We start from the raw sequence: 18,337 nt of genomic DNA, 5'->3' as shown, positions 1-18,337 counted from the left end.
TTAATATAATATTTATCGTTTATCTATCTGTCTTGTCCAAACATCACCAATCCACTGCAGAATGAAGACAATGACAAGAATCAGGACCGTAGCAACAAATACCACTTCATTGTTGCTGCGCTGGAACCCTTCCTGGTACGCAAGGTTCCCGAGACCGCCGCCTCCTACAACACCAGCCATGGCGGTGTAACTCACCAGCGTAATACCGGTCACGGTGATGCCGGAAATTAAGGACGGCAGCGCTTCAGGCAGAAGTACTTTTTGAATAATCTGCCACTGACTCGCTCCCATCGCCTGCGAGGCTTCAATAACACCCTTGTCCACTTCTCTAAGCCCAATTTCCACCAGGCGGGCGTAGAATGGAGCTGCACCGATAATCAGCGCCGGCAGTGCTGCGCTTGGCCCAAGCATCGTGCCAAGCAGAAAGGTGGTAAACGGAATAAGCAGAATGATCAGGATAATAAATGGAATAGAGCGGAAAATATTAACGACAGCTGCCGTTACCGTGTGCACCGGCTTGTTTTCCCACATGTTTCCTTTGTCTGTTAAATACAGCAGAACCCCTAGTATCGTACCGAGTAAAAAGGTGGCTGCTACCGCAATCAGGCTCATAAAGAGGGTTTCCCACGTAGCGACCCACATGTTTTCCCAATTGATTTCTTCCATCCAGGTGTTAAGCACGCTCCATCACCTCTGCTTCTATTTCTTCTTCGCGGAGGTAGGCCAGCGCTTTGTCGATTTCTTCACTGCTGCCTTTGATGCGGATGAAAAGGGAGCCGTAACTGCCGCGCTGCGTCTGGGAAATTTTCCCCTGAATAATGTTCACATCCACATCAAACTGGCGGATGACTTTGGAAATGAACGGCTGCTCGGCCTTGTTTTCCAAAAACTTCAGCTGGACAACCACCCCGGTTTCTTCTTCATTAAATACGATTTCCGAGGCATCCTCCTCCGGCTCCGTAATCTGACGGACAAATTCTTTAGTCATATGCTCCCTCGGGTTCCGGAACACTTGCAGCACCGGTCCTTCTTCAACGACTCTGCCACTTTCCATTACCGCCACCCGGTGGCAGATTTTACGGATCACGTGCATTTCGTGCGTGATCAGCACAATCGTCAGCCCCAGTTTTTTATTAATATCTGTAAGCAGAGCAAGAATAGAATCTGTTGTTTTCGGATCCAGCGCCGATGTCGCTTCATCGCAAAGCAGCACCTTTGGGTTATTGGCAAGTGCTCTCGCAATGCCCACCCTCTGCTTCTGGCCGCCGCTCAGCTGAGAAGGATAGGAGTCCTCCCGGCCTTCAAGACCGACGAGGTTCACCAGTTCCTGCACCCTTTTGCTTCGTTCCTGCTTTGACTGTTTTGCGATTTCGAGCGGAAATGCAATGTTTTCTGCTACCGTCCGGGACCACAGCAGATTAAAGTGCTGAAATACCATGCCTATTTCCTGACGCGCACTGCGCAGGGACTGCCCTTTCAAGGAAGTAATGCTTTCCCCTTCAATGGTTACTTCACCGCTTGTTGCGGTTTCGAGCTTATTTAACAGCCTCACAAGCGTACTTTTGCCGGCGCCGCTGTAGCCGATAATGCCGAAAATTTCTCCTTCATCAATAGAAATGCTGACGTTGTCTACGGCGGTGACGGTTTGTGTTTTTGTCTGAAAGGCCTTGGATAAACCTTTTAATTGGATCATACCGCTCTCTCCTTCATCGCTTTTCTTTATCTTTATTAAAACGATGTAAATAGTATGTTTTAAATCGTCATGAGTCCGGCAATTCTTTTCCCTGTCGGCTCATAAATAAAAAACCCTTCTGCACACGAGCAGAAAGGTTTTAAAGGATCCTTTCCACTCATCTTGCAGACGTTTGCCTGCAGGAATTGGCACCATGTCTGCTTATGCAGACTGGTTGCCGGGTTTCACAGGGCCAGCCCCTCCACCTCTCTTGATAAGTGAACGATGATTATCCGTTCATATTTGACGATGCTATTGATAATAGCACCTTTACCCAGAAGCGTCAACCTTTAGTTTCCCTCCCTGACAGGGCTGAAAACAGCCATATTAAAGCTGCTTACAAAAAGAAGCTGTCCTGCAGAAGGACAGCTCCTATGTAACTCAGTATTAATCGTCACTTACCATGTCCGAATACTGGGCTGGTGACATCAGATCATCCAATTCACTTTCATTGGAGGGTTCTACAACGATCATCCAGGCTTTTTCATATGGAGATTCGTTGACGAACTCAGGAGAATCATCCAGGTCTTCGTTAATTTCTACGACCTTTCCTGTAACCGGGGCATAAAGCTCTGATACCGTTTTAACAGACTCTACACTTCCAAATGGCTCGCCGGCCTCGAGTTCATCCCCGACTTCCGGAAGCTCTACGAACACAATATCGCCAAGCTCGGACTGGGCAAAATCCGTGACACCGACACGAAGACGTCCGTCTTCTTTTTTAACCCATTCGTGTTCTTCTGAATACAAAAGCTCGTCTGGTACACTCATACACAATCATCCTCCTTCAAATGAATACTATTACGCTTTCCACTTTTCCTCAAAAACTGGTTCCTTAAACCCAAGGGTAACACTCTCGCCGTCTGTCACAATAGGCCTTTTTAAAAGCATTCCGTCAGAAGCGAGCCATTCCAGAATCTCTTCTTCAGATGCTTCCGGCAGCCGGGTTTTCAGATCCATTTCCCTGTACTTCTTCCCACTTGTGTTAAAGAAATGCTTCCACTCAAGACCTTCCTGCTCTTTCCATGCTTTCAATTCTTCCTTTGAGGGCGGATCTTCCACAATATGATGCTCCTCAAAAGAAATGTTCTCTGCTTCCAGCCACTTTTTTGCTTTACGGCATGTACCGCACGGGGGATACCCGTAAAAAGTAAGTGCCACTGCCAGGCCTCCTCCACACGCATTCTTTCCTCTTATTGTAGCGGAAACCCTCCAGGTTGGAAAGTTACATTTTGCTTTTAACCGCCGGAAGAAGCCGTTAATACCTGCTCAGGCGTACGGATGCATTCAAAAGCAAAGGGAGCAGTTCATATCTGTAGTGATGCTTCAATGTTCCACCTCCGATCCTTCCTAAAAGGTGAAAGCCAACGCCAAATCTCCCGGCAACAAAGGAAGTATTTAAATATATACTAAGTGATTCAGAGGTTATGTTAACGCTTAAAAAAATTAAATTTTTTTTAATATGAGTCCAGTACGCATCATATCCGGGTTAGAACTTTTCCAGTTTATTTAATTATTTGAAATTTTTCGTTTCCAATGTTTATTCCTTTTTAACCCGGGAATGTGTCTGACTGACTGAGGATTTAATCCTTGGTTAAAATATAAAGGAGGTATTTGGAACAATGGCAGTCGATAAATATCCATCCAGACAAGGCGATCATAAGGAAATCATGGACCGGAAGGATCCGGTAGTACACGGAAGCGCCGGCTATGATGGCCCGTTGCAGCAGAAGGAACTGGACTTTTACGACGAGAACGGCTACCTCATGCTCCAGAAGCTGTTTACCGATGAGGAAGTTGAGATGATGAAGCGCGAACTCAGCGAAACGATGAAGCGCAACGAAGAGCGCGACGCGCCCGACGTGATCAAGGAGCCGAACAGCAACGAAGTCCGCTCCGTCTTTGAAATCCATAAGGACAGCGGGTTCTTTGAAATGCTCGCCAAAAACGAACGCATTGTCAAAGCCGCCCAGCAGATTCTCGGCAGCCAGGTCTACATGATGCAGTCCCGGATAAACTTTAAGCCAGGCTTTAAAGGTAAGGAGTTCTACTGGCATTCGGATTTTGAAACCTGGCACATGGAGGACGGCATGCCGGACATGCGGGCGCTCAGCTGCTCGATCATCCTCACGGACAACTACGAGTTCAACGGCCCGCTCATGCTGATCCCCGGCTCGCAGAAATGGTACGTGTCCTGCCCGGGCACCACGCCGGAGGACAACTTCAAGCAGTCGCTCAAAAAGCAGGAGACCGGCGTGCCGGACAACGAAAGCATGGAATGGCTCACGGAGCAGGCCGGCGGCCAGATTGACCGCGCGACCGGCCCGGCGGGCTCGGTGCTCTTCTTTGACTGCAACACGATGCACGGTTCGGCCGGCAACATCTCGCCGTACCCGCGCAGCAACGTCTTCTTCGTCTTCAACTCGGTGGAAAACAAGCTCGTGGATCCGTTCAGCGGCCAGGAGCCGCGCCCGGAATTTCTGGCCAACCGCCAGGACACCTCCGCTATCCAGCCAAGTTCGGATCGTCTTTCACACAGAACTTCCACTTCTGCAAAATAAGACACAAAAAGCATCCGGTTTTTCTACCCGGATGCTTTTTTCATTATAATGTCGGTCTTCACTCACCGTTTGAATGCCTGATCCTTTTCATCATTTGATTTCTGTGTCAGTAGTACACTGTACAAAATCGCAAATACCATGCCGCTGAAACCAATCATTTGAATAATAACACTTTCGAGCCCCTGCAGCTGCAGAGTCCCCGTTAAAAACAGAGCGAGAAACGCAACCAACATCGCCACAGCCCATATAATTGGTTCCTTCATCGTTATCCCTCCATTTTTTCTCCTGAGTAGAGATAGGTTATCTATATCATAATAAACTTCTCCATTCTTTCCCATCTCTCTGTAAAGTTATCTTCCACACTAATTTTTTCATTTGTCAGAAATAACTTTTATTCACTGCCGCTGTTACGTTGAAACAATCATCTATTCCTAGTATGATAGTGAATAGTCCTTGTTAGATAGACATTTGTATATGCAGAGAAAATTACCCGTGCTGCGTATAGAGCACGCGAATCGTCATGCACATTGTCTGCGACGAAACTTCATGAGAGAGGGTCATAGCGATGGGAAAAACAGAAAAAGATTTACGAAACCGCAGTAAAGCCATCAGCGAGGGAGCCAACCGGGCCCCAAACCGGGCCATGCTTCGTGCCGTCGGCTTTACAGACGACGACTTTAAAAAACCGATGATCGGCATTGCAAGTACGTGGAGCGAGGTTACTCCGTGTAACGTACATATCGACAATCTTGCACGCCACGCAAAGCAGGGAGCATCCACCAATGGGGGCGCGCCGCTTATTTTCAACACGATTACCGTATCTGACGGAATCGCTATGGGACATGAAGGCATGCATTACTCCCTTCCAAGCCGTGAAATTATTGCAGACTCGATCGAGACCGTCACCAATGCAGAGCGTCTCGACGGGGTCGTCGCGATCGGCGGCTGTGATAAAACAACGCCGGGCTGCGTCATTTCTCTGGCCCGCATGAATATTCCCTCCGTATACGTTTACGGCGGCACTATTCAGCCAGGTAAACTAAACGGCAAAGACATTGATATTGTTTCGTCCTTCGAGGCTGTCGGCCAGCACCAGACCGGCCAGATCAGTGACGAAGAGCTTCATCAGGTGGAGTGCAACGCTTGCCCGGGTGCGGGTGCATGTGGCGGCATGTACACAGCCAACACGATGGCTGCTGCCGTAGAAGCGCTTGGCATGAGCATTCCCGGTTCTTCCTCCACGCCTGCGATTTACGAATACAAAGAAACCGAATGCAGGCAGGCCGGAGAATTAACCATCGAGCTGCTTGAAAATAACATTCTTCCAAAAGATATTATGACGAAAAAAGCATTTGAAAATGCCATTACGGTTGTCATGGCACTCGGTGGTTCCACCAACGCGTTTTTACACCTTCTTGCGATTGCCCACTCGGCAGACGTCGACCTGTCTTATGACGATTTTGAACGTGTCCGCCAGAATGTGCCTCATATTGCCGACCTGAAACCGAGCGGCAAATACGTCATGCAGGATCTCTATGAAATCGGCGGCGTGCCGGCAGTCATGAAGCTTCTCCACGAGGAAGGACTGCTGCACGGTGACTGTCTTACGGTAACGAGTAAGACGCTTGCGGAAAACCTTGAGGCTGTGCCTTCCCTGAAAGAGGGGCAGGAAATCATCCGCCCTGTGGCTGAACCGTTTAAAAAGACCGGTCCTCTCGTTGTATTAAAAGGAAACGTCGCTCCGGAAGGCTCTGTTATCAAGCTGTCCGGCCAGAAAATCAGCCGGTTCGAAGGCACGGTAAAGGTCTTTAACAGCGAAGAATCAGCAACAAAAGCCATCATGGACGGGGACATCGTCGAAGGAGACGTGCTTGTCATCCGTTACGTCGGCCCACAGGGCGGTCCGGGCATGCCGGAGATGCTGTCTGTTACTTCCATGATCGTCGGCCGCGGACTCGGCGGTAAAGTAGCTCTTATGACCGACGGACGTTTTTCCGGCGGCTCGCACGGTTTCGTTATCGGTCACGTAGCACCTGAGGCAAGCGTTGGCGGCCCGATCGGCCTGCTTGAGAACGGGGACACCCTCTCCATTGACAGCGACACGCAGGAGATCAACCTCCACATTTCCGATGAAGAGTTTGAAAAACGCCGGAATGCCTGGCAGGCACCGGATCTTCCGGAAAAACGCGGAGCTCTTGCCAAATACGCTAAACTAGTTTCTTCAAGTGCTAAAGGAGCCGTTACAGACGCAGATTTATAAATTCTACGGGAGCTGCCTTTTTAGGCAGTTCTCTTTCTTTTCAGCAGTTTTTTGCGGGCTCTTGAGTTTCCAGCAATTTATGGTAAATTATGAAGGTACTGATCGCTACGTTTGATACATAGTACAGGCACGAAAGGAGTTTCCCATGTCCAAAAAACCAAGGCCGAGTTCCGGCCGTACATTCGCAGCCATTGTAGCCGTTATAGCTGTGATTTTGCTCGCTATCATTCTTGTCGGAAATTTCAGCGGCGGCAGCAGTAATGATTCCGGCGGTGGCAATGGAGAAAGTATTGATACAAGCGGCCAGCCGCTTAAAGGGGACGAGGATGCCCCGGTCACAGTTGTTGAATTTGGGGACTATAAATGCCCCGCGTGTAAAGATTTTCATGAATCGGTCGTTCCTGAAATCGAATCCCAGTTTATCGAATCCGGCGATGCCGCTTTCCATTACGTTCATTACCCATTTTTAAGTGAAGATTCCACCACAGCGGCAGAATTCAGTGAAGACGTTTACGGCGAACTCGGGGACGAAGCCTTCTGGAGCTTTCATGATACCCTTTTCGCCAACCAGCCGCAGAACGAAGGCGGCGATTACTTTAATCAGGAACGTTTAACGGAACTGCTGCAGACGACAGCTTCCGAGGAGGAAGTAACGACAGTGGTCGAGGCTTTTGAAAACGGCGCCTATGAAGAAAACGTGGAGAATGACCGTTCCATGGCAGAGGATCTTGGAGTCAACAGCACCCCTTCCGTATTTGTGAACGGAGAATTGTTTGAAGGTGACAGCTATCAGGAACTGCTCGATATGATTGAAGAAGAGGCAGGGGAGTAACGCCTATGGATCGTTGGTTAAGTGCGGCCTGGCTGATGGCCATTACCGCTACGCTCGGCAGCTTAGCGTTCAGCGAAATTTTAGGCTATACGCCGTGCGAGCTTTGCTGGTATCAGCGCATTCTTATGTACCCGCTCGCAGTTATTTTAGGCGTGGCTGTCTTCCGCGGGGAGCGGCAGGTCATATGGTATGCACTCCCTCTTGCTGTTCCCGGCATGCTGCTTGCAGGCTACCATTACCTGTACCAAAAGCTTCCGGTGCTGCAGCAGGCCACGGAATGCACCGGTGCGGTTTCCTGTTCCGATCAATCAGCGCAATGGTTTGGGTTTATTACTATCCCTCTTCTTTCCTTCACTGCATTTTTGATTATTTCCATCGCTCTTTTCTTTATCGCTGTACGCAAAAAATAGTCACATGCCCTCATGATATGCTCCCCTTTAAGCAGAAAGATGAAATAAATCATCTGTGCTGCTTAGAGGGGAATATTTATTATGTCTTACCTAGATATACGAACGAGCAGAAAATAGCGGTGATTCACGCCTTTCACCAACGGACGGAGAGTGTGGATGATTTTTGTGATCGCTGAGGCATTCATAGATCACCGGAATCAAGCCGCTTAAGATCTTTACTTATTTTCATTGTCTACTTGACGGGGATCAGTTCAAAAAGGCAGCACCGGCGTTTCGTATTCTTGTTAAGACGGAAGTGATACTTTATCCATGAATGCTGAAAAAGCGTAGGAATCTTCATTGTAGGCGCATAAAAACATTGATCCTGAAACGGCCGTGCGGTAGGAAATATTTTCCCATCCCCCGTTTTCAGTCACTTCCTGCTGAAACTGTTCTTCTGCCTGTACAGCCGCATCCCGGGAATCGAATTCATAAACCGATACTTTTGTATTCGTGCTGTCTTCCTCCCACATCTCGCTTCCATGATTCATTGATACCGGGGCCGCAGGGTTTTCTTCTGTCTCCTGCATAGAGAGTCCATTGCTTTCAAGCTCCGTGATCCATTGTTCTGCTCCTTCTGCATCGCTTCCACAGGCAGATGCAAGCAGCAGCACCCCTGCCGCTGCACCTGCTGTTATATTGTTGAAAAGCCGCATTACACAGCCCCCTCCTCCCGCAAAAAATGAATAAGTTTCTTCTAAGTATGTGTATGTTTATTCTAACAGGTATTTCCAGTTGAAACATTATTCTTATCATTTTTTTGCACATCATTATGCCTTTGTTACAATAGAGAACAGTAAGAAAGGAGCGAATGAGTAATGACTACGAATAATCGCATTGAATCCAAAGACTCTTTTGAAGAGACAATACAAACAGAAGCACCGGTGGCAGTAGAATTTTCAGCGGGATGGTGTCCGGACTGCCGGAGACTCGATATGTTTATAGACGATGTACTGAACCGCTTTGACAGCGTTCCATTTCATAAAATTGACACCGAACAGCTTCCAGACATTACAAGCGAACAGGAAGTAATGGGAATACCGAGTATTCTTGTATTCCAGAATGGGGAAAAAATCGGCCACCTGCACAGCGCCGACGCTAAAACCCCGGGTCAGGTAAGTGACTTTTTCTCCAAATATTACTAAAGAAAATCTGCCGGATTCCGGCAGATTTTTAATCTTCATGGGCAGCCATACTTTGTTTGAAAATGTCAGAACCGGGAATGTTCCCTTCAGCATACTAAAAAGGAGTGAACATTATGGCAGTTATTGATGCCAAAGAAATATTAAGCGAATACCGCCGCGGCATAGAGCAGTTCAGTGAATCATATCAGGAAATCGCAAAAAATTACAATCGCTTTACGTCGAGTGCCTTTGAAAGCGGAGAGGTTTCGACCGCTCAGAAGCATCTGACAGCACTGGCTATTGGCGTTCATCAGGGCGATACTACGTGCATTGTTTATCATATGGACCAGTGTCTCCATCATGGATGCTCGGAGGATGAAATCAAAGAATATATGGGCGTAGCAGCAGCCTTTGGCGGCGGCGAATCCATGAGTGAGGCAGTAACGATAGGTCTGGATGCCCTCCAGCAGTTAAACGATAAGTAAAATAAGAAGCTGTTTCCGGGTAAAGGAAACAGCTTCTCGTTTATTTATCCAGGATATCTACAACAAATTGAGACCATGTCTCGAGCCGTTCATAGGTCTCCGGCCGGGAAAGCTCATCCACGCTCGTCCAGAAGCCGCGAATCTGCTCCGTTTCCTTCACATGCACGTCCACGTGCTCCGGAAGGATAAAAGTATACAAAATGCCGAGATGTACTTCACCGACAGCGTTATTGTCATCATTAATCAGTCCCAACGCCTGCATCTCTGCGCCTTCCAGTGAAGAAATATACAGTTCCTCTTCAAGCTCACGGTCGGCATTTGTATGCAGCAGCTCCTGAAATGTCGAGACGCCTGATTCAGCATTCATATGCCCTCCAAATCCGAGGGACAATTTGTTATGCAGCCTTCCTTCTCCTCCGCCTGCAAGTCGTTCGTATGCGAATAATTCTTCTCCCCTGCGGATAACCACATAGGGAATCGGCTGTTTCCAGGAAGGATCTTCTTCGGCATCTCCCCTTCTTTTTTCCGTATATGTATCCGCAATCGTTCCGATAATTTCCTGAATTTGGACCTGCTCGTCCTGCACCCCGTGAAATGTCCGGGCTTCGCGTGCAAATACCTGCTCTCTTGGTGCTACTACAATCATTTCATCCATTTTACCCATATTGTTCACCTCTTTGTGATGTTCGTCTGTACTTTATTATAGCGAAACTTTTTTAAATACACATTAAAAAAGCCAGGCGCAGGCCCGGCTTTTTATTAATCGAAAATGAAATCTTCGTCCCGGACCGGCTCCACCGTTGCTTTTTTGTAGCCGTTTCCTTTCATTGAGAAGAAATCATGGGATTTTGTTTTCGTATCCATGCCGTTTAATACAATCGGGTTAATTTCTTCCTCTTCAAAATACGCATCCAGACCTAAGTTCATCAATGCTTTGTTCGCATTGTACCGAAGGAACTTTTTCACATCAGAGGTCAATCCTACCGGATCATAAAGCTGCTCGGTGTAAAGAAGTTCATTGTCATACAGCTCCATGAGCAGGTCGTGGGCAAATTCCCGCAGCTCTTCCTGCTTTTCCGGTGTCTGACGCTTGTAAATTTCCTGTGCCAGAAGACCGACGTATACGCCGTGGATCGCTTCGTCGCGGATAATCAGATTAATGATCTCCCCGCTCTGCATGAGCTTGCCCTGACCGTAGAAATAAAGCGGATAATAAAAGCCGCTGTAGAACAGAAAGCTCTCAAGGTAAACAGAAGCTACCATGGCTTTGTACAGGGAAATTTCGTCCCCGTCCTCAATTTTATTGTACTGCTCTACAATACGGGTAGCTTTTTTCTGCAGGTGCGGGTTTTCCTTCACCCATTCAAACAGCTCATTAATCACTTCTGTAGAAGCAAGTGTCATGAAAATGTTCGAATAGGATTTCGCGTGCACGGCGTTTTCCATCATTGCCATAAAGTTTAATACTGCTTTGCGCTGGTGGCCTTCCACCTGCTCAGCAACCTTTGGCATGCCGACATTTCCCTGCTCTGTATCGAGCAGGGTCAAACCGGCGAGCACTTTCATATACGTGTCTTTTTCCTCATCAGATAAATATTTCCAGGTGAGCAGATCCCCGTTGAGTGATATTTCCTCTGGAAGCCAAAACTGTTTTACGTTCTGGCTGTAAAACATCTGCGTAAAGTCGTCTTCTTGTTTTGACCAGTCGGCTGCGTCAAATATTTGATTCATGGGATGGTGCTCCTTTCTTTACACGACGCAGGAGAGGCAGTCGTCCTGTCCTGTGTCTTTTGTCCGCGCATAATAAATCGTCTTGATACCTTTATGATGGGCATAGAGATCAATTCGGTTCAGATCTCTTGTGGTGATGGTGTCACGTACAAACAGCGTAAAGCTGATGCCCTGATCGATGTGTTCCTGGATAGATGCGATCATATCCACAACGTTGAACATGTCCATGTCATACGCCGCTTTGTAGTAGAACCAATTATCCGGCGCGAGGCCAGGCATTGGGTAATACGTTTTCGAGTTTCCGTACGTCCGTTCTTCAATGCGCTCCATGATCGGCATAACAGAAGCAGTTGCCGACTGTACGTAGGAAATGGAGCCGGTCGGCGCAATCGCCAGGCGGTAGCTGTGGAACAATCCGTGCGTCTGCACCTGCTCCATCAGCTCTTTCCAGTCTTCGGCATCCGGTATAGCCATGCCTTCAAACAGGTCTGCAATTTTAGCCGAGGACGGAAGGTAGGAACGGTTCAGATATTTATCAAAGTAGGAGCCGTCAGCATAGCTGGATCCTTCAAAGCCGTAGAACGTTTCTCCTGTCTCTTTTGCAAGCTCCATCGAACGCTGGATGGAATAGAAGTTCACAGCCATAAAGAAGAAATCAGCGAATTCCCGTGCTTCCTCGCTTTCGTAGGCAATATGGTTCTGGGCCAGAAAGCCGTGCAGGTTCATCGCTCCGAGACCGATCGATTTCATCATCTGGTTGCCGCGGCGCACAGCCGGAGCATTCGTAATATTGGTATGCGTTGCTACGTGGGTCAGAGAATCGGTGGCGAGCTTCACTGTATCCTTGATCGTTTTGTGCTTCATAACATTGGCAATGTTCAACGAACCGAGGTTGCAGGAAATATCGAGTCCGACTTCATCTTCCTCACCATAATCTGTATAGCTTGATACCTCAGACGCCTGAAGTACTTCAGAGCAAAGATTGGAAAATTTCACTTTGGACACATTATTCAGCGCATGCGCCCGGTTAACGTTATCCTGGAACATCAAGTACGGATACCCGGATTCCGACCGGAGAATCGCCAGCTTTTCAAGCATGCGGCGGGCGTTGACTTTGTCTTTTTTCACGCGGTCGTCCTCGACGAGCTTGTCGTACATTTCGCTCATATCCATTTCATCGAGATGTTCGCCGTAGGCCCGGTAAACCGTATGCGGATAGAACAGGTACATGTCTTTATCCTGACGGGCAAGTTCAACGAATTTATCCGGAATCACAACCCCGATCGATAACGTTTTAACACGCACATCTTCATCGGCTGAAATTTTCTTTGAATCCAGGAAGTCGTGAATATCCCGGTGGAAAATGTTTAAATACGCCGCCCCGGAGCCCTGGCGCTGCCCCATCTGGTCTGCATAACGAAACGCGTTGTCGAGCAGCTTCATTACGCCGACGACGCCTTTTGTCGCGTTTTCCACATCTTTAATGGCTTCGCCTTTCGCCCTAAGCTTCGATAAGTTCAGCGATACACCGCCGCCTACCTTGGACAGCTGCATGGAAATATCAACAGCCCGGGAGATATCATTTAAAGAGTCGTTTACTTCAAGCAGGAAGCAGCTGACTAATTCTCCGCGCCGTTTTCTGCCGGCATTCAGGAACGTCGGGGTGCTCGGCTGATAATCCTGGCTCATCATCATTTCCGCAAACTGCTCGGCTTTCTCTGCGTTTCCATTGCCGAAATAAAGGGCCACCACAGCCACCCGGTCTTCAAAGCGCTCAAGGATCATTTTCTGATCATTGGTTTTTAACGCATAATCATTGTAAAATTTAAACGCGCTCATGAATGACGGAAAACGGAATTTCTTTTCATAACACAGGTTGTAGACGCGCTCAATTTCTTCAAATGAATACGCCTCGAGGAATTCTTTTTCATAAAAGTCATTTTCGAGCAGGTAGTTGAGCTTTTCTCTCAGATCGTGAAAGAAAACAGTGTGCTGATTGACGTATTGGATGAAGTATTGATAAACGGCTTCTTTGTCTTTTTCAAATTGAAAGGACCCATCCTTTTGAAACATGATTTCATTGTTTAACTGGATCCAGTCGGTGGTTTGTGTTTGTTGCAACTTTCATCGCCTCCTCTGCGAAAATGGACACATCGTTTTTTGTTCCGCTCAGTTCGAATTTATGGAGTATAGGAACGTTGTAGTTAACTGCAATCTGATTGGCGCTTTTGGCAAAATTGTCTCCCCATACTTTGTTTCCGCTCGATGCCACAGCAAGAAGCTGCTCTGCATGATCTTCGAGAAATGCCTCTGTGGACTCTGGAATATTCCCAAAGCCCTTCGTATAGGTGATAAGGATAAATGGTTCATCGATTTGTTCCGCTTCATTCAGACTGTACACCCGGTCAAACGGGATTTTTTCCGCAAAACGCTTCACGTTGCCCGTCATAGAATCAAAAATGATCGGTATCATCGAATCCCCTCCTTAATTTCTAAAATGTACGAACGTGTGTACATCATTCTTATACCACTACTATATATGGTGTAATCTTCTTTTTCAACATACATGATATAGATATTTTTCGTTTCATCCTCTTGACAATTAAAACCTCTGCTATACTTCCTTATACTCCGCTATTCTACCCCTGGAATTGTGCACATTTTCTGACAGAAAAAAATTCAGTAAGTAAGACCTGCTTCTATATCTAGTCGTTTATAAAAGCCGGCAGCGTCTGCACTACTACATACAGACATACATTTATTTCAGCACTCTATTTACGGGGGGATAATTTTCGGTAAATTCTTGATACTTTCAGCGTGACCCCAAACAAAAACAGCCCGCGCTTACACCGGCTGCTTCTCCATATTTCATCACCTTTTCAGGCGGGGTTTTATCTTTCTTTCAATTGAATAAGCTCGTTGACGATCCAGTAGGGATCCGGACGGGCGGCTTCCCAGACAGAAACTGCCACGGTACCGTCCTGGTCGATGACATATGTTACGTCTGCGGGGCAATACGAGTGATATCCGGTATTGCGCAGGGCTGCTTTAACCTCCGGGACGTCCTGAAGCAGATAGTCCCGGCAGGAGATGCACGCATTATACCAGGAGGCTGCCACAGCATTTGTATCTGCAAGCACTTTTCCTGTAAAAGACGTATGCTTCAGTTCTTCCTGAAGCGCGGGTAGCTGCTCACTGGCAGCTACTACTACCTGGGCACCCATCTGCCGCAGCAGCGGGGAGGCCTCCTGGTAGCTTCGCAGCCGTTCTGCTTCCGCATGTATCCAGCCGCCAAAGCAGAACAGAAGCACTACCGGCCCCTGAAGGAGCAGCTGATTTAACGTAACGTTCTCTCCGTCCATGCCGGGAAGTGAGAATGCCGGTGCTTTTTCGCCTATTCTAAGCCCTGGGCAGGCTCCCGGCCTTTTCTCCTGATGCCATTCGTTCCATAAGATGTTTTTTGCCCGGTGCAGCTGTGAATTCAGCACCTTTTCCCTCAGTAGTGCCATCCCTGCAAGACTCCTTTCGGCTCCCAATCGTCTGCTTTTCTTAGTTTTTAATCGTCGTCATTATCTTCATCATCGTCTTCAATATCCCTGGAAGCGATCGTACCTTCTGCATCATTTATGAAGAAATCGCCTTCCTGTTCATTCGTTTCCACCGACAGGTCGTATCCGTTCTCTTCACGGTCGAGCTCCCATTCGTTCAGCTCTCCGGACACATCACCCATCCCCGAGCCCACAACATCTTCTAAACTAACGCTGTCCCCGTCCTGGATCAGCGCCTCTTCATCATCTTTATCATCGTCGGTTTCCCATTCGGTTAAATTCCCGGAGAACGCGCCTACTTCAACATCGTATTCCTGTTCGCCTTCAAGCTCTACCTCGTACTTCTGTTCTTTCATATCAAGCTCCAGTTCCACCGCTTTGCCGCCTGTTTCTTCCTCAGCAATCAGCACGGCTTCATCGGCAGTAATTTTTTCCTCACCAGAGCTGCCGTTGTTTTCGTTACTTTCTGCGGCTGTTTCTTCTGAAGCTTTGTTTGAAGAGGTTTCTGCCTCCACGCCCCCATTCATGGTCGTGTAGGCTCCTGCACCAATAACTGCACCAAGCGCCGTGACACCCGCCAGACTGCTTGCAAGCACTTTCCCTTTCATGGTCATTTCCCCCTTTATTTGTTGTTACATCTTTACTATAAAGGCCCGACATGAGAATATTCCTATAAGGAAATGAGAAATTAATGAGAAATACATGAACGGCATATAAAAAGCAAAGAAACAAAAAAAGCCACCCGGAATCATCCAGGCAGCTTCTGCCGTTTAATCATCCCAGGTGACTGACAATATTTCTCCGGTGATGCCGTGCACCTGAACCGTAGCTTCGTCGTCATCATTTTGTTCAAGCTCCACGTAGTAAAAGGGCTCCCCGGCGTCTGACGTTTCAAAATCAACATCATCCACTTCCCCGTTCACTTCTTCCTGCGCCACAGCTGCAGCTTCTTGTTCGCTAAGCACTGTCTGGCGTCTTTCTTCGCGGTCACCGCTGTCTTCCTGTTCTTTTTCCTCTAAAACATCTCCTGACCTGGCATCGATAGTCATTTCTTCCAGCGCTTCGTCTTCTGCAAATTCCACTACGTACACGGCCGTACCTTCCCGTGTTTCCCGGCCGATTTCTTCAATGGAAAACCCGGTTTCTTCTTCTGCCCGGGCGCGTGCTTCCTCTTCTGTTAAAGCTTCTGTATCATTTGTGCTATTGCCGGCTACCCGCGTCACGCCCGTGACCGCTCCGTCTTCAGCATCCACCTGCAACTGGTACGTTCCCCGGTCAAGCTCCGTCATCACCTCGTAGGTGCCGTTTTGTTTTTCCACACGCGTGATGTCCCCCTGATACTGTTCCTGCACAGCCTGTTCAATTTCCTCTGAAGACATTTCCGGGGTGAAATACGGAGAAAACCGCCATACTCCAAGAGCTGCCGCTATGATGACGATCAGCAGCATACACAGAAAGATGAAATTTTTCAACGCAGGCCCCCTCTCTCCCTGTTGTTATGATTGTATCCTTTTATTCTGAGAAATTGATGAGAAAGAGAGGTTATTCACTGGTTACAGGAAAAATTAACCGGACGGCAGTGCCCTGGCCGTACGTGCTTTCAATTGTGATGCGTGCACCGAGAGCTTCAGTAATATCTTTAGCAAGCGACAAGCCGAGCCCGTAGCCCCCGCTTGTCCGCGTTCTCGATTCATCAACCCGGTAAAAGCGTTCAAAAACACGTTCAAGGTCCTTTTCCGGAATACCGATGCCGCGATCAATTACAGCGATGACCGATTCTGTCTCTGTCGTATCGATTTTTACATCAATGACGTCGCTGCTGTATTTCCGGGCATTATCAAGCAGGATATACAAAAGCTGCTTCACTTTGTCAGGGTCGGTCTGAACGATTGCCGGCTTCCCGCTCAATTCGATCTCCCGGTGGTAGCTGCCGCGGTAGTTTTCCACAGCATCTGCTGCCACTGCCTCCAGGTCCACTTCTGAAATATGAAGATTTTCTTTTTCACTCTGACGGGCAAGCAGCAGAAGCTGCTGGGTCAGCTCCCTCATCCTCACCGCCTCGGAATGAATGGCTTCCACCGATTCCTCGATAATTTCCGGCCGGGAGGCGCCTCTTCTCTGGAGCAGACTGGCGTATGATTCAATAACGGTCAACGGCGTTTTTAATTCATGCGACGCGTTTGATACAAACTGCTCCTGTTTATGATAATTTTCTTCGAGACGCTCAATCATTTCATTAAACGTCTCCCCAAGCTGTTCGATTTCATCTCTGGACTTCGACGATGTGGAAATTCGCTTGAACCTGCCGCTAGTCTGAATATCCCGCATAGTCGCGGACAGTGCTGCGATTGGACGCAGGATCACCGTGCTAAGTAAACGGGCCGAAAGAAATACCGGGATGACAGCCACAATAGTGGCTACTATTAATATTATCCGGAGCACCGCCAGATTTTCTTCTGTAGGACGGAGGCTGTCGGTAATCTGAATGTTTGCCACCTGCCCATCTGTCCATATGACCGGTACCGATACGAATGCGTACCGCTCTCCGTCATATTCCACCACCCGTTCATATTCTTCGGAATAATATTGAACGGACTCATCCGTTAAGCTTCCCTCTTCCGGAGAAGTTACCGTCGCTGCTTCAGATTCATCCTGCAGTACAATTCTGGCCATCCCTTCAGTCGGAGTATATGCCCGAAGCAGCTGTTCGACCGAAAAATTATCCGCGGATTCGTTAAACGTGGACGCTGTCTGTCTTGCTTCTTCTACAGTCTGTTCTACTTCACTTCCGATCATCATGCGGGAAAAGGAAAAGTAAATAGCAAGCACTAAAAGAACGACGAGCACAAATACGAGCACCGATGTATATAAATGAATCTTATTTCCAAGCTTCATGAGAAGTCCTTCACCACGTAGCCAATGCCGCGCACAGTCTGGATATGCGCGGTGCCAAACGGTTTATCGATTTTATTACGCAAATAACGAATATAGACGTCCACCACGTTGGTTTCCCCAATGTAATCAAAGCCCCATACCTGCTCTAAAATCTGGTCGCGGGAAAGCACCTGCTTTTTGTTTTTCAAAAGATAGTAAAGCAGGTCAAACTCTCTACGGGTGAGCTCCACCGGTTCCCCGCCGGCATACACTTCCCTGGCCGACTCATTCAGCCGCACATCGCCCGCTGACAGCCACTGCTCTTCTTCTGCTTCTGCTTCGGTTTTTAAAGCTGCTTCCGTCTGAAAGCGTAGCGACGAACGGACTCGGGCTAGCAGTTCTTCGATTTGGAACGGCTTTGTAATGTAATCATTGGCCCCGAGATCGAGTCCGGAAACTTTATCCTCCACAGAATCTTTAGCGGTAACAAGCAGGACCGCCGTTTTTGTATTCTGGCTTCGTATCCGGCGCAGCAGTTCGATTCCGCTGATTCCCGGAAGCATAATATCGAGAATGATTAGATCCCACGGCTCCGCCTGATACATAGCGAACCCTTCGAGACCGTCGGAAGCCTTCTGGACATAATAATTTTCATAGATGAGTTCAAGCTCAAGCACCCGCGCAATTTTTTCTTCATCTTCAACAATCAGTATACGTGCCTGTTCCATTAAGCATCCCTCA

The 18,337-nt window shown here is 48.0% G+C and carries 21 protein-coding genes and 1 riboswitch; of the genes, 6 read left to right on the top strand and 15 right to left on the bottom strand.

All coding sequences use genetic code 11. From position 1 onward, the window contains the following. Positions 1 to 12: 12 nt before the first annotated feature. From BLV22_RS13335 to BLV22_RS13320, 4 genes are all read right to left on the bottom strand, one after another. Complete coding sequence (locus tag BLV22_RS13335) at positions 13 to 666, bottom strand: methionine ABC transporter permease (protein WP_091616662.1); 654 nt, start codon at positions 664 to 666, stop codon at positions 13 to 15. A 7-nt stretch (positions 667 to 673) separates the two neighbouring features. Continuing rightward, entirely contained in the window at positions 674 to 1,693 is a 1,020-nt protein-coding gene (locus BLV22_RS13330; protein WP_091616356.1) for a methionine ABC transporter ATP-binding protein, read from the bottom strand. A 154-nt stretch (positions 1,694 to 1,847) separates the two neighbouring features. Further along, a riboswitch (SAM riboswitch) is annotated at positions 1,848 to 1,953 on the bottom strand. Positions 1,954 to 2,119: 166 nt separating this feature from the next. Next, complete coding sequence (gene gcvH / locus BLV22_RS13325) at positions 2,120 to 2,503, bottom strand: glycine cleavage system protein GcvH (RefSeq protein ID WP_079475537.1); 384 nt, start codon at positions 2,501 to 2,503, stop codon at positions 2,120 to 2,122. Positions 2,504 to 2,533: 30 nt separating this feature from the next. Further along, entirely contained in the window at positions 2,534 to 2,893 is a 360-nt protein-coding gene (locus BLV22_RS13320) for an arsenate reductase family protein (protein ID WP_091616354.1), read from the bottom strand. 461 nt (positions 2,894 to 3,354) lie between these two features. On the opposite strand from BLV22_RS13320, the gene thpD reads away from it, so the two are divergent. Then, positions 3,355 to 4,293 (top strand): ectoine hydroxylase, encoded by a 939-nt coding sequence (gene thpD, locus BLV22_RS13315; protein WP_091616352.1) that lies wholly within the window; start codon positions 3,355 to 3,357, stop codon positions 4,291 to 4,293. 62 nt (positions 4,294 to 4,355) lie between these two features. Here the strand turns inward: thpD and BLV22_RS13310 are convergent, their stop codons facing one another. Beyond that, complete coding sequence (locus tag BLV22_RS13310) at positions 4,356 to 4,556, bottom strand: hypothetical protein (protein ID WP_091616351.1); 201 nt, start codon at positions 4,554 to 4,556, stop codon at positions 4,356 to 4,358. 302 nt (positions 4,557 to 4,858) lie between these two features. On the opposite strand from BLV22_RS13310, the gene ilvD reads away from it, so the two are divergent. The 3 genes from ilvD to BLV22_RS13295 all read left to right on the top strand — a co-directional run bounded on the left by ilvD (position 4,859) and on the right by BLV22_RS13295 (position 7,795). Next, the gene (gene ilvD / locus BLV22_RS13305; protein WP_091616348.1) at positions 4,859 to 6,553 is read left to right on the top strand and encodes a dihydroxy-acid dehydratase; all 1,695 of its coding nucleotides are present in this window, start codon (positions 4,859 to 4,861) and stop codon (positions 6,551 to 6,553) included. A gap of 145 nt (positions 6,554 to 6,698) precedes the next feature. After that, positions 6,699 to 7,385: a DsbA family protein gene (locus BLV22_RS13300; RefSeq protein ID WP_091616345.1), complete on the top strand. Its 687-nt coding sequence runs from the start codon at positions 6,699 to 6,701 to the stop codon at positions 7,383 to 7,385. A gap of 5 nt (positions 7,386 to 7,390) precedes the next feature. Beyond that, positions 7,391 to 7,795, top strand: coding sequence for a disulfide oxidoreductase (locus tag BLV22_RS13295; RefSeq protein WP_091616343.1), 405 nt, complete (start codon positions 7,391 to 7,393; stop codon positions 7,793 to 7,795). 284 nt (positions 7,796 to 8,079) lie between these two features. Here BLV22_RS13295 and BLV22_RS13290 read toward each other — a convergent pair whose 3' ends face one another. Beyond that, a complete protein-coding gene (locus BLV22_RS13290) occupies positions 8,080 to 8,490 on the bottom strand; it encodes a hypothetical protein (RefSeq protein WP_091616340.1) in 411 nt (136 codons plus the stop codon). Between the two features lie 162 nt (positions 8,491 to 8,652). On the opposite strand from BLV22_RS13290, the gene BLV22_RS13285 reads away from it, so the two are divergent. Beyond that, positions 8,653 to 8,979: a thioredoxin family protein gene (locus BLV22_RS13285; RefSeq protein WP_091616337.1), complete on the top strand. Its 327-nt coding sequence runs from the start codon at positions 8,653 to 8,655 to the stop codon at positions 8,977 to 8,979. Positions 8,980 to 9,092: 113 nt separating this feature from the next. Next, complete coding sequence (locus BLV22_RS13280) at positions 9,093 to 9,443, top strand: carboxymuconolactone decarboxylase family protein (RefSeq protein WP_022793909.1); 351 nt, start codon at positions 9,093 to 9,095, stop codon at positions 9,441 to 9,443. Positions 9,444 to 9,483: 40 nt separating this feature from the next. On the opposite strand, the gene BLV22_RS13275 is transcribed toward BLV22_RS13280, so the two are convergent. From BLV22_RS13275 to BLV22_RS13235, 9 genes are all read right to left on the bottom strand, one after another. Further along, the gene (locus BLV22_RS13275) at positions 9,484 to 10,107 is read right to left on the bottom strand and encodes a hypothetical protein (RefSeq protein WP_091616334.1); all 624 of its coding nucleotides are present in this window, start codon (positions 10,105 to 10,107) and stop codon (positions 9,484 to 9,486) included. A gap of 95 nt (positions 10,108 to 10,202) precedes the next feature. Continuing rightward, on the bottom strand, positions 10,203 to 11,174 hold the full coding sequence (gene nrdF / locus BLV22_RS13270) for a class 1b ribonucleoside-diphosphate reductase subunit beta (RefSeq protein ID WP_091616332.1): 972 nt from the start codon (positions 11,172 to 11,174) through the stop codon (positions 10,203 to 10,205). An 18-nt stretch (positions 11,175 to 11,192) separates the two neighbouring features. Further along, positions 11,193 to 13,247: a class 1b ribonucleoside-diphosphate reductase subunit alpha gene (gene nrdE / locus BLV22_RS13265; RefSeq protein ID WP_091616660.1), complete on the bottom strand. Its 2,055-nt coding sequence runs from the start codon at positions 13,245 to 13,247 to the stop codon at positions 11,193 to 11,195. 4 nt (positions 13,248 to 13,251) lie between these two features. After that, positions 13,252 to 13,647 carry a class Ib ribonucleoside-diphosphate reductase assembly flavoprotein NrdI gene (nrdI, locus tag BLV22_RS13260; protein ID WP_079475518.1) on the bottom strand — a complete coding sequence of 132 codons (396 nt, stop codon included), beginning with the start codon at positions 13,645 to 13,647 and terminating at the stop codon, positions 13,252 to 13,254. Positions 13,648 to 14,065: 418 nt separating this feature from the next. Further along, positions 14,066 to 14,683, bottom strand: a complete 618-nt coding sequence (locus tag BLV22_RS13255) for a redoxin domain-containing protein (RefSeq protein ID WP_091616330.1) — start codon at positions 14,681 to 14,683, stop codon at positions 14,066 to 14,068. A gap of 47 nt (positions 14,684 to 14,730) precedes the next feature. Then, positions 14,731 to 15,330 (bottom strand): PepSY domain-containing protein, encoded by a 600-nt coding sequence (locus BLV22_RS13250; RefSeq protein ID WP_091616328.1) that lies wholly within the window; start codon positions 15,328 to 15,330, stop codon positions 14,731 to 14,733. Between the two features lie 162 nt (positions 15,331 to 15,492). Further along, entirely contained in the window at positions 15,493 to 16,194 is a 702-nt protein-coding gene (locus BLV22_RS13245) for a PepSY domain-containing protein (RefSeq protein WP_091616325.1), read from the bottom strand. 70 nt (positions 16,195 to 16,264) lie between these two features. Beyond that, a complete protein-coding gene (locus BLV22_RS13240; protein ID WP_091616322.1) occupies positions 16,265 to 17,617 on the bottom strand; it encodes a sensor histidine kinase in 1,353 nt (450 codons plus the stop codon). Beyond that, positions 17,614 to 18,324 (bottom strand): response regulator transcription factor, encoded by a 711-nt coding sequence (locus tag BLV22_RS13235; protein WP_091616319.1) that lies wholly within the window; start codon positions 18,322 to 18,324, stop codon positions 17,614 to 17,616. The genes BLV22_RS13240 and BLV22_RS13235 overlap by 4 nt, the downstream gene beginning before the upstream one ends. Between the last annotated feature and the right edge of the window lie 13 nt (positions 18,325 to 18,337).

It is taken from the genome of Marinococcus luteus (genome assembly GCF_900106595.1).
GTDB lineage: Bacteria > Bacillota > Bacilli > Bacillales > Marinococcaceae > Marinococcus > Marinococcus luteus.
The sequence above is the reverse complement of the archived record's forward strand: the minus strand, read 5'-3'. Positions and strand labels throughout refer to the sequence as shown.

What these genes read in the sequence shown, in the direction of transcription:
- BLV22_RS13335 (WP_091616662.1), bottom strand. Translation starts at nt 666, where the DNA reads ATGGAAGAAATCAATTGGGAAAACATGTGGGTCGCTACGTGGGAAACC.
- BLV22_RS13330 (WP_091616356.1), bottom strand. Translation starts at nt 1,693, where the DNA reads ATGATCCAATTAAAAGGTTTATCCAAGGCCTTTCAGACAAAAACACAA.
- gcvH (WP_079475537.1), bottom strand. Translation starts at nt 2,503, where the DNA reads ATGAGTGTACCAGACGAGCTTTTGTATTCAGAAGAACACGAATGGGTT.
- thpD (WP_091616352.1), top strand. Translation starts at nt 3,355, where the DNA reads ATGGCAGTCGATAAATATCCATCCAGACAAGGCGATCATAAGGAAATC.
- BLV22_RS13310 (WP_091616351.1), bottom strand. Translation starts at nt 4,556, where the DNA reads ATGAAGGAACCAATTATATGGGCTGTGGCGATGTTGGTTGCGTTTCTC.
- ilvD (WP_091616348.1), top strand. Translation starts at nt 4,859, where the DNA reads ATGGGAAAAACAGAAAAAGATTTACGAAACCGCAGTAAAGCCATCAGC.
- BLV22_RS13300 (WP_091616345.1), top strand. Translation starts at nt 6,699, where the DNA reads ATGTCCAAAAAACCAAGGCCGAGTTCCGGCCGTACATTCGCAGCCATT.
- BLV22_RS13295 (WP_091616343.1), top strand. Translation starts at nt 7,391, where the DNA reads ATGGATCGTTGGTTAAGTGCGGCCTGGCTGATGGCCATTACCGCTACG.
- BLV22_RS13290 (WP_091616340.1), bottom strand. Translation starts at nt 8,490, where the DNA reads ATGCGGCTTTTCAACAATATAACAGCAGGTGCAGCGGCAGGGGTGCTG.
- BLV22_RS13285 (WP_091616337.1), top strand. Translation starts at nt 8,653, where the DNA reads ATGACTACGAATAATCGCATTGAATCCAAAGACTCTTTTGAAGAGACA.
- BLV22_RS13280 (WP_022793909.1), top strand. Translation starts at nt 9,093, where the DNA reads ATGGCAGTTATTGATGCCAAAGAAATATTAAGCGAATACCGCCGCGGC.
- BLV22_RS13275 (WP_091616334.1), bottom strand. Translation starts at nt 10,107, where the DNA reads ATGGGTAAAATGGATGAAATGATTGTAGTAGCACCAAGAGAGCAGGTA.
- nrdF (WP_091616332.1), bottom strand. Translation starts at nt 11,174, where the DNA reads ATGAATCAAATATTTGACGCAGCCGACTGGTCAAAACAAGAAGACGAC.
- nrdE (WP_091616660.1), bottom strand. Translation starts at nt 13,247, where the DNA reads ATGTTTCAAAAGGATGGGTCCTTTCAATTTGAAAAAGACAAAGAAGCC.
- nrdI (WP_079475518.1), bottom strand. Translation starts at nt 13,647, where the DNA reads ATGATACCGATCATTTTTGATTCTATGACGGGCAACGTGAAGCGTTTT.
- BLV22_RS13255 (WP_091616330.1), bottom strand. Translation starts at nt 14,683, where the DNA reads ATGGCACTACTGAGGGAAAAGGTGCTGAATTCACAGCTGCACCGGGCA.
- BLV22_RS13250 (WP_091616328.1), bottom strand. Translation starts at nt 15,330, where the DNA reads ATGAAAGGGAAAGTGCTTGCAAGCAGTCTGGCGGGTGTCACGGCGCTT.
- BLV22_RS13240 (WP_091616322.1), bottom strand. Translation starts at nt 17,617, where the DNA reads ATGAAGCTTGGAAATAAGATTCATTTATATACATCGGTGCTCGTATTT.
- BLV22_RS13235 (WP_091616319.1), bottom strand. Translation starts at nt 18,324, where the DNA reads ATGGAACAGGCACGTATACTGATTGTTGAAGATGAAGAAAAAATTGCG.